This is a genomic window from Bacteroides ihuae (genome assembly GCF_900104585.1).
GTDB lineage: Bacteria > Bacteroidota > Bacteroidia > Bacteroidales > Bacteroidaceae > Bacteroides > Bacteroides ihuae.
The window spans coordinates 704258-718664 of sequence record NZ_FNVX01000004.1 but is presented as its reverse complement, the minus strand read 5'-3'; the positions used below and the strand labels follow the sequence as shown (position 1 = coordinate 718664).

Annotated in this window: 10 protein-coding genes; 4 read left to right on the top strand and 6 right to left on the bottom strand. The window is 40.4% G+C overall.

Translation table 11 applies throughout. The features are described 5' to 3' along the window. Positions 1–16 precede the first annotated feature (16 nt). Entirely contained in the window at positions 17–211 is a 195-nt protein-coding gene (locus BQ5338_RS03750; RefSeq protein ID WP_205409929.1) for a type II toxin-antitoxin system HicA family toxin, read from the bottom strand. Between the two features lie 220 nt (positions 212–431). Here BQ5338_RS03750 and BQ5338_RS03745 point away from each other — a divergent pair, with 220 nt between their 5' ends. The 3 genes from BQ5338_RS03745 (at position 432) to BQ5338_RS03735 (ending at position 3335) form a co-directional block, all read left to right on the top strand. After that, positions 432–758: an MFS transporter gene (locus BQ5338_RS03745; RefSeq protein ID WP_139265168.1), complete on the top strand. Its 327-nt coding sequence runs from the start codon at positions 432–434 to the stop codon at positions 756–758. A 271-nt stretch (positions 759–1029) separates the two neighbouring features. Further along, a complete protein-coding gene (locus BQ5338_RS03740; RefSeq protein WP_071145453.1) occupies positions 1030–1881 on the top strand; it encodes a hypothetical protein in 852 nt (283 codons plus the stop codon). Between the two features lie 137 nt (positions 1882–2018). After that, entirely contained in the window at positions 2019–3335 is a 1317-nt protein-coding gene (locus BQ5338_RS03735) for a Fic family protein (protein WP_071145452.1), read from the top strand. 165 nt (positions 3336–3500) lie between these two features. On the opposite strand, the gene BQ5338_RS03730 is transcribed toward BQ5338_RS03735, so the two are convergent. Further along, positions 3501–5156, bottom strand: coding sequence for a glycoside hydrolase family protein (locus BQ5338_RS03730; RefSeq protein ID WP_071145451.1), 1656 nt, complete (start codon positions 5154–5156; stop codon positions 3501–3503). Positions 5157–5521: 365 nt separating this feature from the next. Here BQ5338_RS03730 and BQ5338_RS03725 point away from each other — a divergent pair, with 365 nt between their 5' ends. Next, complete coding sequence (locus BQ5338_RS03725) at positions 5522–6907, top strand: NAD-dependent succinate-semialdehyde dehydrogenase (RefSeq protein WP_071145450.1); 1386 nt, start codon at positions 5522–5524, stop codon at positions 6905–6907. Between the two features lie 87 nt (positions 6908–6994). On the opposite strand, the gene BQ5338_RS03720 is transcribed toward BQ5338_RS03725, so the two are convergent. The 4 genes from BQ5338_RS03720 to BQ5338_RS03705 all read right to left on the bottom strand — a co-directional run bounded on the left by BQ5338_RS03720 (position 6995) and on the right by BQ5338_RS03705 (position 14401). Further along, positions 6995–8890: a RagB/SusD family nutrient uptake outer membrane protein gene (locus BQ5338_RS03720; protein WP_071145865.1), complete on the bottom strand. Its 1896-nt coding sequence runs from the start codon at positions 8888–8890 to the stop codon at positions 6995–6997. A 29-nt stretch (positions 8891–8919) separates the two neighbouring features. Next, positions 8920–12111, bottom strand: a complete 3192-nt coding sequence (locus BQ5338_RS03715) for a SusC/RagA family TonB-linked outer membrane protein (RefSeq protein ID WP_071145449.1) — start codon at positions 12109–12111, stop codon at positions 8920–8922. A gap of 561 nt (positions 12112–12672) precedes the next feature. Beyond that, entirely contained in the window at positions 12673–13377 is a 705-nt protein-coding gene (locus tag BQ5338_RS03710) for a LytR/AlgR family response regulator transcription factor (protein ID WP_071145448.1), read from the bottom strand. Then, positions 13367–14401: a sensor histidine kinase gene (locus tag BQ5338_RS03705; protein WP_071145447.1), complete on the bottom strand. Its 1035-nt coding sequence runs from the start codon at positions 14399–14401 to the stop codon at positions 13367–13369. Before BQ5338_RS03705 ends, BQ5338_RS03710 begins: the two co-directional genes overlap by 11 nt. Between the last annotated feature and the right edge of the window lie 6 nt (positions 14402–14407).

The following is a 14407-nucleotide window of genomic DNA, read 5'->3' as shown; positions in this document are numbered from 1 at the left end:
TTTTTTTAGATGGGGGTTAATCTTTTAGCCCCGCTTCCCTCAAAATAGAACCCAACGTTCCATCTTTTAATTCATCATTTAATTTCCCTGGTATTGGGATTGGCCTTCTTGCACCAAGCTTATAATAAATTCGATGATCGCCTTTTGTCCTCTTATATTCCCATCCGTTTTCCTCTAATAGAGCAATCACCTCTTTGACTTTCATTTGCATGTTACCTCTTTTCTTTAAATCATAGACTTAAACTTAGTACAAAGATAACTATACTTCTACTATCTACCAATAAAACGATAACTTTTTTCTGGCAAAAGTAGACCATTAAAGAAATCAAAGAATCTTATACTTTAACTACTAGCATAGACAAAGGAGAATCTATCTTCTAAAAGCATGGAGAAGAAAGACTGATAAGGGCGGAGTCACAAAGGTTCGCTTCGTGGCTGTTGGTCTTGTCTTGGCCAGTATCTTGATGATGTGGTTTGGGCAGCATTCGGTTGTGGCCATGGTTGTTGGAGTTCTGTTGCTCGATATTGGCGCTCAGTCTATTCAGGTGAGTAACGTAGCCTTGATGTATACGCTCGATCCTTCTTCGCACAGCAGGATTAACACCATCTACATGTCTCTATTCTTCACCGGTGGAGCGCTGGGCACATTAGCCGGAATACTTTGCTGGCAACTAGGGGGATGGAACTGGGTGATGGCTCAAATGTTTCTTTCGGCATTAGGGATAATTTGGCTGTTGTGGAAAGAGAAACGGGGATAGTTACTTTCTTGCAAATTCACTTTCTGATCGTAAATTTGCAAGAAATGAGATTACGATGTATAGAAAGAGTCTTGAATGTGATAAAATAATATCAATAGAATATTGACTATTTGTTTGAAAATCGGCTGACTGATTAATTTTTTATCATTACCTTTACCGCTGTTGCGATTTTATTGGCGCTACAACAAGGAATTACTATAATAGAACAGAATAGGAAGGAAATACCTTGTCTGTTTTTTTACTCGATTAGTAGCGATAAAGGATAATTGATATGGAACACTTAATTAAAAGGACTTATAACTTAACTAGCACAGACAAAGGAGAATGGGTAGAGAGCATTAGCTCGTGGATGAAATATTTAAGAAAATCTTCTTCTCCGGATTGCTATGTCAAAATTACTTTTCATCAAGCTGTATCTAAGAGAAATATTTCTTCTTTTCATATAGCACTTCTTTCTTGCTTTATGGAGACAATAAGAAAGAATGGGTATTTGATCTTACTGAATATCCGTAATAAGGAATTAAAAAAGTTTATCCAAGGAGATATAAGTCTCGCTTTCTATTGGAAAATGGAGGCTGGTAATCAGGATTTAAATGAGGATTCCAAATTAAATTTATGGAATGTGACTGAAGGCGGATTTGAAGAATATGAGAAGAATGTTCATCGCTATTTTACCAACAAATTTCCCAAGATTGACTTTTTGCAGTTAACATCAAACTTAGATGAGTTCTATTTTAATGTCTTCGACCATTCTGAAGCTGATAAAATTGCCTTTTCACACATCCATTATGATGAAACAAGGAGGATGATGCATGTAGCAATATGTGACTTTGGAGTAGGCATAGCTAATACAATGGAGAATGCTTATTCAGACATTCAAGATGATAAGAAGGCATTATCTGAATCAATTAAAATAGGAACTACGTCAAAAAGCAATGCACATAATGCCGGCTTAGGCCTCGACAATGTTATATCCGCTCTTTCAGATGGATCCATGTTTCGTATGGTAAGTAATCGAGCGATACTATTCTGCGCTAAAGGAGCAACTGGTGCCAAAACAAAGACATACGATTTACCGTTTGAATTTAAAGGTACACTAATTTCTTTGGACCTCCGGCTTTGATTTTAGGCAGGGATATATTGAATCACCCAAATACTTAATGAAGTCCTTGAAATAAAATTCACCTTGAATTATAGACTTGAAAATAGTTTAGTGTATATTTGATGTGTAATTGAAGTATAAAATAATACCTTGTTTGTATGAGACGGTTAGAGCAATTATTTTCTGAACTTGAGGCATTAAAACCTTTATCTGCGGAGACAAAGAAGAGGCTTGATGATAAGTTTAAATTAGAGTTTAATTTTAATTCTAACCATCTGGAGGGGAATACGTTGTCGTACGGACAAACTCTGCAATTATTGATATTTGGTCAGGTGTCGGGTAATGCGGAGATGAAAGATCTGGAAGAGATGAAAGCTCACAATGTGGGACTGGAGATAATGAAAGAGTATGCTGTGGACAAGGAAAGACCGCTTACTGAATCGTTTATACGAGAGCTGAATAGAACGATTCTGAAGCAGAATTATTGGAAAGATGCCACTACTCCGGATGGTCAAAAGACTCGGATGGAGGTTAAAGTTGGTGAGTATAAATCTCGTCCTAATTCGGTGATTACAGCAACAGGCGAGATTTTCGATTATGCTTCTCCTGAAGAGACGTCGGCTCTTATGACTTCATTGGTCGCTTGGTACAATGAAGAGGAGCAGAAAGGGGAACTGTCTCCGTTGGAACTTGCAACGGTGTTCCATTATCGGTATATCCGCATCCATCCGTTTGAGGATGGCAATGGACGTATTGCCCGTTTGCTTGTCAACTATGTTCTTCTTCGGCACGGCTATCCAATGATTATAGTGCAAGCGAGTGATAAAAGTAATTACTTAAACATACTTCATCAATGTGATATTGCTGTGGGACTTACACCATCGGATGGTGCCACGGCTACTTTGGAGCAGATAGTTCCTTTCGTTGGTTATATGGAGACTTTGCTTGAACATGCATTGGAACTATGCATCAAAGCTGCCAAAGGGGAAGATATAGAGGAAAGTAATGATTGGAGTAAGAAGCTGAACTTAAAGCTGAGGGAGTCAAAAGAAATGCCTTTGTTTTCCATCAGTGCTGCACAAGAGATACAGGTGAAATCTATCTACGCACTGGTCAAAGCTATTGATACTGCGTTTGCTACTTATGAGTCACTGTTTGATCGGGTCGATAGATGGGTATTGGGACAACATGATGAAATTGAGAGTATTAAATCGATTCCATCTGAGTACTTTTATATGGAAGGAGTCTATTTTAATGCAGACTATGTCAAAAAGGTGTTGTCTGTGGAGAAGGCATTTACTTATTTCCTTGATTGTACTTTTGAAGAACGTATGTATAAGATTTCTCTGAAGGTGGGTTCAGAATCCATTCAGATAGAGAAGAAGTATAATGAATACCTTACTGATACAGAGATTGCCGGCTCTGTTGATTTCGTAGGGCGTTTACTGACTAAGTTTGTGGAGGAGAATTATTAAAGAACTAATTTGCTTTTCTTGATAGAAGAATAAGCTTATCAATTATTATATATTATAATCTTGATTCAGTCCTTTCATTGTAGGTAGTAGCTTGCCTCTTTTTTGAACTATCCGGTATTTCCGGATAGTTCAAAAAAGAGGCTCTGCCCGAAAGCAAAGCTAATCTTAGTTATTGTTGTTCGGTAAAATTGTAAATACGGATACTATTTTATTCTTTGAATAGATGGTAATTACAAATTCAGAGTTCAGATCATCTTCGGCTAATTTGCTACAAAGGAATCGCGACGTGATCTTTTCATACGGCTTAAGAGACGATATTTGTCCCCAAACAATTTGTTTCTTTTTGCCCATCTTTACTGTTTCTATCTTCAATTTAGCATCAGATGAAGCCACTTGCCCAAAGTTTTGAATCTCAATATTACAATACCATTTTTTATTCTCGAGTTGGAAGTGAGGAGCGCGAGCCGACAATATAGGTTCCACATAATTAGTATAGGGTAAACGAGCATAGCCGTAAAGCAACTCTCCGGATTTCGTTTTCCCTATAAGCTTGGGAGCAAATTCGTCCTTAGTGATTCCATTCCCTTTTGCATCAAATGTCACGATCAAATCGTTCTCTTTATTATCCACCTTTAATACTTTAGATCCACGTCCGAAATTTACTTCAGAGGAAGCACCAAAGCGTAGTGACTGAAAATCAATATCTGTTTGGGGATTAAATCCTTGCTCAGCCTGAATTAGTAAACGAATGGTCTTAGTGTGCTTGTCAATAGGCTTATTATCAAGCATTGTTAAAAGTAAGCCCGGATTCAAAGGAATAGCAATATTTTTGGAGCTATGGTTATCGAAGGGTTTATCTTCTCCTTTAAGAGTGTCGATTACTGCAAAGTTTGCCTGTATGGCTCGTCCATAGTTATCTTGAAATATTTTAAGCCTTTCATATTTAAACCAATCCTCCTTCTTACCATCTTTGTGTACAGCAATACCTGGTGCATATGCTGCGCCCGGATCGATAACCCAATTAATCCCGTCTTTTGAACGAAGATAATAAGCTATACGTCCCAACCAATCATTAACAATCATATGATACTGAACGTTATCACGCCAGATAACCGGGTCTTCGAAACGTCCATCTACGTCTGGATAAACACGTTTGTCGGTAATTTGGCTATACTCTGAGAGACCTGTTTGACTTATCCAGATACCTCCTCCCCGGCAAACCATAATGTAAGAACCATCTTCACGCTGTGCAAATGAAAGGTTGGACAATCCTTCAATAATTGCCCTGTCTCTGGGATTAAACTCGAATTTGCCATATTCCCAAGGGCCATTGATATTATCAGATACATATCGCCCGTCAATTACATAAATCACATATCGCCCGTCTTTTAAACGAAACGCTTCAGGGTTGTGTCCCTTACCTATCAAGTTACGTAAGATGAAAGGGCCTGTGGGAGTATCACTAACCGCATTGAATACGTTGGAATGAGGCCATTCAGAGTGACCTTTAGGAGAACTCTCCAACCATCCACAAACAAATAGATGATATTTTCCATCTTCCCCTTTTATTATATTTCCTCCCCAAAACGACCATATACGATCTTCTATTCCATTATCAACATAACGAGGAATAACTCCTTTAACCCCCCATGTGTCCGAAGAAAGATCATTCCCTTTCATTGGCAAAAAACGGTCAATAAAGCGTGATCCTTTAACTAGATATTTCCACTCCTGAGGCTGTTTTCGTTCAGTGATTTGCGAAAAACAAATAGATGGCAAACATAAAAACAAAAGAAAAATATGAAAAATGGATACTTTCATCTTGTATTTGATTTTAATTTAATAAAGCACAAAGATATTATTTTAGGTAATAAAACGTTCATTTTCATACTTGCAAATTCATTCTCGTATATTAAAGTGGTCTGTCCTTGATGAATGATTGATATGAACCATTTTTAATACAATTGTATAAATAGGTTGAAAAGATCTTTAGTCCTGTTACAAAATGATAGATTATAGCTTCTTCTATAAACCTTCGTTCTTTTCCCATGTTATACTATGCAAAGACAAAAGATATAAAGTGAACGATCTGTCAGAAATAGATAAACTCGGATAATCATAAAGGGTCAAAAATTCAAATGTATCTGGTGCCAATTCATAGTATTAATTTTAAAACTATAAAAACCATGTCTAGTATTAAAACAGTTAATCCTGCAACCAATAAGGTTGAAAAGGAATATGAGGAGATGACGGGACAGCAAATAGATACCATCTTATCGAATGCCGATAAGGCATTTAAAACATGGAGGAAAACATCTTTTGCCGTAAGAGCTGAATTGCTGCATAACGTAGCTACAATATTAAGAAAAAGAAAAGAAGAATTAGGCAAGCTTTGCTCTATTGAGATGGGCAAGTTACTCGGTGAAGGTATTGGAGAGGTAGAACTTTCTGCTGATATCTTTGATTATTACGCCACTAATGGTGCCAGGTTTTTGGCAGATTCTCCACTAGATACTCCAAATGGAAAGGCTTTTCTTAGTTACGAACCGATAGGGGTGTTGCTAAGCGTTCAACCTTGGAACTTTCCATTTTATCAGATAACTCGTTCGGCTGCTCCGAACATCATGGCGGGCAATACGGTTGTGTTGAAACATGCTTCTAATGTGCCTCAGGCCGCTGAGATAATGGAGAAGATATTCGCTGAGGCGGGTGCTCCAAAAGGGGTGTACACCAATTTGTTTGTTCCGGGCTCAAAGGTTTCCGAGGTAGTTGCTGATCCTCGTATTAAGGGTGCCTCGCTAACGGGTAGCGAACCTGCGGGTGCTAGCTTTGCTTCGATGGCAGGTAAGTATCTTAAGAAATCTACATTGGAACTTGGCGGTAGTGATGTCTTTATTGTGATGCCCGATGCGGACATTGACAAAGCAGTGAAGACGGCAACGGCTGGAAGGTTATGGAATGCGGGACAGGTTTGTGTGTCGCCGAAACGAATCATTGTACAGGCATCTGTTGTAGATCAGTTTATTGAGAAGGCTAAATCAATCTTCGAAAGTGCGGTAGTGGGCGATCCACTCGATCCGAAAACAGACTTGGCTCCACTGAGTAGCGAGAAGGCTGTGGAAGATGTGATGAAGCAAGTGGAGACGGCTGTGAAACAGGGTGCCAAACTGGTTACGGGCGGGAAGCGCCTCAATCGTCCGGGTGCCTTTATGGAAGCAACCATCTTAACCGGAATCACAAAGGATATGAATGCTTATTCGGAAGAGATATTTGGTCCGGTATTGGTCGTTTATTCTGTGAAGGATGTAGACGAGGCTGTTGAACTGGCCAATGATACTACTTTTGGTTTGGGAGGTACGGTCTTTGGAACGGATACGGACAAGGCGGTAGAGGTAGCTCGTCGCATAGATACGGGGATGGTTTACATTAACCATGTTACCGGTATCGCTCCTGAACTGCCTTTTGGCGGAACGAAGAACTCAGGATATGGCAGGGAACAATCACCTGCGGGCATTTATGAATTTGTTAATGCGAAGTTGATCAGGGTAACTACTCCCGATGCAGCGTATTAATTATAGTATACTAACAAGAAAGAGGGTACGTCAACTTTTTGACGCACCCTCTTTCTTGTTAGTACTTATATCAGCAATCCGCTTTTATCAATATCCCGGATTCTGTACTAAGTTGGGGTTCACCTGAATTTGGTCCAAAGGAATGGCCAACCAATAGTTCTTGGGAGCTTCAAATACCCGGGTTCCACTTTCTTTCATCTGCTTCAGCTGATAAAATTCTGTAGCTGTTTTCCCTTCCAGGTTCCATGCCGACTGATAGCGCATCATTTCTTTATCGGCAATCTTCCAACGGCGGATGTCGTGAAAACGTCGACCTTCCATGGCAAGTTCTATACTACGTTCGTCATGTAGAACTTCGCGTAATTTTTCTCCTGTAGGGATACCGCCTGCTTTTGCCCACGATTCTTGAAAAGTAGGTAAGCCGCAGCGTTCACGTATCTTATTTAGATAAGACAAGCTCAAATTGCTCAGCGTTCCGTTATATTCAAAGTCGGCTTCAGCATAATTCAAATAGAGTTCACTCAGGCGCAAGAAAGGAATAACATACGAACTATTGGTATATTTCTTAGCATTCCAATCGTATGAGTCTGCTTTCGATACCCACTTCTGACAGAAGTAACCATTATCGGACTGATATTCGTGGCTCACGTCACCATCATTTTGTTGTTCTTCACCCCGACGACAATGGAGGATGCGCGTTCCACCTTGTATCTCGTATTCTCCACGATCGAAACCAATGGAAGCATAGAAACGAGGTTCACGGTTACGATGGAAGCGCACGGTGCTGTCTCCCGGAGCAATCTCATACGGATCGAGACCTTTCGTCTCGGGATCGTCATCCCAGGGTAATCCATTTTTTGTATAATAGCGACTGATACAATCAAATGTAGGGACGAGGTAACCACGAAAGCCTTCACCGGAATATGCTTTCACTCCGATACGTGGGGCCATGTTCTTAATGACATAGCTCACTGTACTCTGATTAGAGTTACCCAAAAGCACCTCATTCCAGTTATCGAGGTTGAACTTACCGGAAGGCCCCGTAAATGCAGAATGGTAGTTGTCCTTTCCTGTTTGAGGATCGGAAGTCGGACTTCCATAAAGCTTATATCCGTTTTTTTCGCAAAGGTCAATACCTTCTTTTGCTGCATCCATTGCTTCTTTCCATTTTTCCTTATCGTAAGTCAAGTTCATTAACGGAGTGCCGTCAGGATTCTTGAAGTTGGAATAGTATGCACTGTTTCCATTAACCAATGGCGAAGCAGCATATAACATCAGACGTGCTTTGAAACCCAGTGCGGCGGCAGAGGTTGCGCGGTTATAATTACCAGTTTCGGGCCAGCGGGCAGGAAGTAATTCGGCTGCATCCGTGTACTTTTTGGCGATAAAATCTACGCACTGGTCATAAGGGGCACGTGCCACATTCATTTCTGCCGACGTGCTTCCTTCGGATAATTCGCTTTCTACAAGCACAACCGGACCATAGTATTCCAACATGAGTTGATGATAATATCCTATCAGAAACAAAGCTTCACCCTTATAATAGTTCAACTTCTGAGGATCGATGTTAGGCACACCATCGATATTATTTAATACATTATAGCAATAACGGATTCCTTCCCAGATGTTTTTTGTCTGTACGCCAACAGGATAAGAAGCTGCTGTATTACTCCACAGCGAATAATAGGTGGAAGTAGGAGATTCCAATCCATAAAGCAGGCTCTTAAAGTGAAACCAACGTACGGAGCCGTACCATCCTGTCATAAGATCATTTCCGGCTGTCCAGTCGGGGAAAGCTTGCGGATTGAAAGAGTTCGGTATTTCCTTATAGCAAGAAAGTACCATTTGCTCTGCTTTGTTTTGGGTCTTATAAATATCGTCTATTGTAGCCGAACTCTGAGGAACGACATCCAAAAAATCGCAGGAAGTACATAGCAGACAGCTCGCTGCAATGAAACATAACCGGGTATATATTTTCTTTATCATAATTGTTCGTGTATCTATTAATCTAATTAATAATGAAACTGAATACCGATCTTCATGGTACGTTGCAACGGATAGTTTAAGCCATTGCCGCTACCCATTTCAGGATCCCAACGATCGAAAGGAGAGAACGTGAGCAGATTGGTTCCTGATGCGTACATACGAAGCCAAGGGGAAAAGGTATATCCTATCTCAGCACTTTTTAAACGTAAATAGGCTGCATTGCGCAGGTAGAAAGTACTAGGCTGCACATTGTTTTGAAGAAAATTAGGAGATAGACGGGGATAAGCTGCATTGGCAACGTTGTTTGATTCCGACCAGTGATTATCGACAATGGCTTGCGAGATATTATAACCTTGATGTGCTGCATCGGCAAACGGGTGTATATCTTCCATCATCAGGCTTACTTTTGCCGACCCTTGAATCATGAGTGATACATCCCACTTCTTATACTTCACCGTACCGCCAAAACCGTAAACAATCTCCGGTATTTCCGGATTTCCAATGGTGGTGATATCATTTCCATCTATTTTTTCGTCACCATTCAAATCTTTATATTTAATATCTCCTATGGTATAGGTTGAAAGGGTCTGTTTGGGAGAGTTGTCGATCTCTTCTTGCGAAGTGAATAGTCCATCGGCCACATATCCGCGGATGCTATTGATCGGGTGTCCTATCTCTGAATAGTAAGGCTCTACGTTTTCAGGTTCATCCTTATCAACCACTTCATTATGAGCATAAGTAAAACTTCCGTTCAGACGGATACTCCAGTCTTTGCTGATGATCTTGTTGTAAACGAGGCTCATGTCTATACCTTGATTTTTCACCGCACCGATATTGGCATAGGGCAAATTGTTGGCAAATCCCAATGTAGAAGGGATAGAACGACGTTGCATGAAAATACCTGTACGATCTTCTCTAAAATAGTCCAGACTGAAATCCAATGCGTGCATAAAGCTCAAGTCAATACCTAAGTTTAGCTTTTTCGACTTTTCCCAGGTAGCGTTTTGATTTCCATAAACTTTAATTAGCGGACCGCTCACAGTGGAATAGTCTGTACCCGACTGCCAATCCAATGTGTTATTAAGACTAACTTCCGTTATATAGGGGAAACGTGTGCCAAGGGCGTCATTTCCGGCCAATCCGAAGGTAGCTCGCAGTTTCAGGTTATTAACAGTTTCTTTAAGAGGTTCAAAGAACTTTTCATTTGACATTGTCCATCCAACTGCAATAGCAGGAAACAAACCGAAACGATGGCCTTTCATAAAATTCTCCGAGCCGTTGTAGCCAAAGGTTGCTTCCATCAAATAGCGGTGATCATAATCGTATGTCAAACGTCCGGCCAACCCTTGTTCGCGGAAAGGGAGTAACTCTTTCTCGGTTCCTCCGTTCTTGTCGTTACGAGTCTCCTTCATGTGGTAAACGAATGTGGCTCCCACATTGTGTGCACCAAAAGTACGGGCATAGTCCACTTTTGACTGTAAAGACCATACGCGATTGGTTGGGTTCTGACCGGATGAAGCTTGGAGAGCTGTGTTGCCTGCAGTACCAATAGGAGATTGCGTATAATTGTAACCGCCTTTGTCGTCCACGGTATAAGCATCTGAAACCTTATAATAATAAGGTTGAATCCAGTTTTTCAGCCAGCTGTAGCTATAATTATAGAAAGAAGCCAAACCGCTGACGCTTAATCCGGGCGTAATGAACTTCAAGTCTTGCTCAATATTGAAAGCTGTAGTCATATATACATAACTACGCTCTGTATATCCGCTACTCATTTTAGCATACGGGTTTACATCAACATTACCTACGTCCCATGATGTATTATTACCGTAGCGCACAAAGGTGTCGTCCACTTCTCCGGGAAGTACGGCAGCAAAACGTACCGGGTTGGCACGCATCGTAGCATAGAAGAAGTCCTGAAGTCCCATCTCACCACGTAAATCACCCGAATCAGTACCCGAGAAAGGTGCATGATACTGTGAAATCTGAGCATTCATATTCAAGCTCATCTTAGTGGTAGGCGTTAAGCGCGCTGTTACGTTACTTTGGAAAAGGTACTTCTTACTGTTCATGGCCACATCAACCATCGACTCTTTGGGAGTACGTACGATTCCGTTTTCAAGAAAGACGCCGGCATTTAAGAAGTAATTCACATTCTTACTTCCACCTTTTACCGTGGCATTCAGGTTGCGATTAACAGCGAAGTCTTTGAACAACATGTGATACCAGTCATTATTGGGAAATAGATAAGGATCTGCTCCTGCACGAGTCTTATCTATCTTGTCCTGGCTATAAAAAGGAGTATATGCCACACCATTTGCTTTGGCATCATTCTGCTTTGCTTCGTTATACATCTCCATATAGGTGCTACCATCAGCCATCTTTTGAATAAACGTAGGCATAGAGAATGTATTGTCAAAACGGATATCCACTGACATCTTTTCCGAAATTTCTCCTTGTTTGGTGACAATGATAATCACACCATTTGCTCCGCGAGAACCATAGAGTGAGGTTGCCGTAGCATCCTTTAAGACGGAGAAAGAAGCAATGGACTCTGGTGGGATGTTATTCATCATGGTAGTATTAATATCCACACCGTCCAGAATAATCAATGGAGCAGTATTTGAGCCGAAGGTAGAGACCCCTCGGATATAGAATTGCGCCGCGTCATCTCCGGGTTCGCCTTTCGTTTGGCGAGCAATAATACCGGGTACATTTCCGGCAAAAGAGGTGGTAAGGCTACTTGAAGTCATTTTCAAATCTTCCGGTTTAACGGCCTGTACAGCACCCACCAGCGACTCTTTCTTTTGCTTACCGAATCCTACAACGACCACTTCATCGAGCATTTTATTATTAGGGATTAGAGAAAGAGCAATGAACGTGCGGTCTTTTACAGGAATTTCTTTACTCAGGTAGCCGATATAAGAAATAGATAATGTAGCATTGCCGGGAACACTAAGCGTAAACGTTCCATCTAAGCTAGTAGCTACGCCGTTGCTTGTTCCTTTTTGTAAGATGGTTGCTCCCACGATCGGTTCACCGTTCTCATCACTGATATAACCTTTTAGTTTTTTTTCGGAAGGCGACTGCATTACTTCTCTCACTTCTTGCTTTTCTGTCCGGTCATTCTCTCTAGTTGTACCGGCAAAAGCGAATAATGATAAAGTACTACACCCCAATAGAAGTAAAGACTTTCCAATTTTTCTCTTTTTTTTCATAACTAAGCCATTTGTTTTTTTTAAGATTCATAAATGATCGTTTTAGTGGGGACTTTTAGTTAAATCTCTTTTTTTTAATAATTCTAGTTATCACAGCAATGTGCTCTTTTTCAAGAGTGAATATTGGGATTGATAAAAAAATACTTGCTGATTGCGATAACAAGGGCATTATAGAGCTGAATGTCCAACAATAAAACATAAGAAATAGCGCTATTTCTTAAATTATGTTGCAAATGAACGGCTCGAAAGTTACATTGGGGTGTCATAAGAATAAAGAAATGATTGCTCACGCATTATTTTATTATTATCACTCTTTAGCAATTTTTGGTAAAACAATAGAGGAGTGCTCTGAATGTATGGCTATCTGAAGTAAAACATTTAAAAGCTTATTAACTTATTTGTGGAGGGAGTAAATCAATAGAAAGAGGCTGTAAGGCTTATCTGGAAGAAGATAGTGTTGAAGAGGGTAAAGCTGCGGATCTAATCGGTGATCAATCTATCTTAACGAAACAGCTTCCCTACTCTCTATCATATTAAGGGGGTAGGGAAGCTGAGAAAGACTTATCTGGAGATTAGTTTATTTTTCAATAATGTTTCAAACACGTGTTCACGCATGTTTCTGGCAATTGGAATCTTATGCATTCCCATAATCAATTGGTTTCCTTCGATGGCTTTCACTGCAGAGGCATTCACCACATACGAACGGTGTACTTGTAGGAATTGCTGGTCGGGCAGGTACTCCATAATCTTCTTTAGCGGAGTATAAACGATCTCTTTCGATTCATTTGTGTAAATGATCACATAGTTTTCCATGCTCTCAATAAAAAGGATATTGCTGAGCGTTACCTTCTTTAATAGTTTGTTCGTTTTCACAAAAATGTAAGAGTCACTGGTGTCTTGTTGCTCTTTCTCTATTAAGTCACGTACTTTGTTGACGGCTCTCAGAAAGCGATCGAATGAGATCGGCTTTAATAAATAGTCGACGACATTGAGTTCATATCCTTGCAAGGCATATTGCTCATAGGCAGAAGTGATGATCACCTTGGGTGGGTTTTTTATCTGTGCAAGAAACTCCATGCCCGATAGATGAGGCATCTCAATATCAAGAAAGAGTAAGTCCACCTGCTCTGTCATCAAAAGATTGTTGAGTTGCAAAGCATCTTCACACTCAGCCTGCAAACGAAGAAAATCTATTTTCTCAACATAGCTCCTTATGCCTTTACGGGCGATGGGCTCATCATCTGTTATAACACATTTAATCTGCATACGAATCGAGCTTTAGAGTGAGTTCTGCACGAAACATTTCTTTATCGTGCGTGATCGTGAGTTGGTGTTTCTCGGGGTACAGTAGGTTCAATCTTCTCTTCAGGTTCTCAATGCCGATACCTTTGTCCTTTTGCTTCTGTTCGGCTGAGTTTGCCGGAATGGAGTTTTCAGCTTTAAATAGAAGCCGGTCTTCATTTAGCTTGAAGCTGAAATAGATGTTATAATCACCGCCTACATATTTAAAAGCATTCTCGACTAAGGGTTGAAAAAGTAATGGATGTATCTCTTGTTCCCCCATGTTTTCATCATATTCTTGCGTGAGTTGTAGCCGCTGACTCATGCGCATTTGTTGAAAACGAATGTACGCTGTCAGATAATCAATCTCTTGCCGGAGGGTCACTTTTTTCTGTATGTCGTATAGTTGATATCGCAGCAATTGAGAGAGTAACTCAATAGACGAACGAGCTTGAGAATTTTCATCTTCAATCTGGAAATAGATGGTGTTGAGTGCATTAAAAAGGAAATGCGGATGATATTGTGACTTGAGGAATTTAAGTTCCATATCCAGTTGCTCTACTTTTACCTTTTCGAGCTGTAGTGATTGCTTGTGATAATTCGTTGTAATCAGATAGCTGCGTACAAGGGTGTAGTAAAGCAAAAAAAGCGGAAGGTAAATAACGTTGGCTATGACATAATCGTTTAGATGGTTGCCCATATATAGTAGCCCTGTAAGATCACCTGTAATCATCATGAGATTCAACGAAACAAAAACAATGAAGGTGAGTAGCAGGTACTCTTTTATCGTAGATTGCTTGATGCGTGAGTTGTCTTTGCTCAGAAACTTACGGATGCGATAATCGAAGTAATAACAGGACAATATAGTAACGCATAGTGCTTGCATGTGGTAGCGGAGCGAGTTAGACCAGAACTCGTCGTTGCGGGGCAGATCAGTGACCAACCGTATGCAGTTAAACATGACGATGCCTAGTAACAAAGGTGCTATCCAACGAATGAATGTTTTCATTGATGT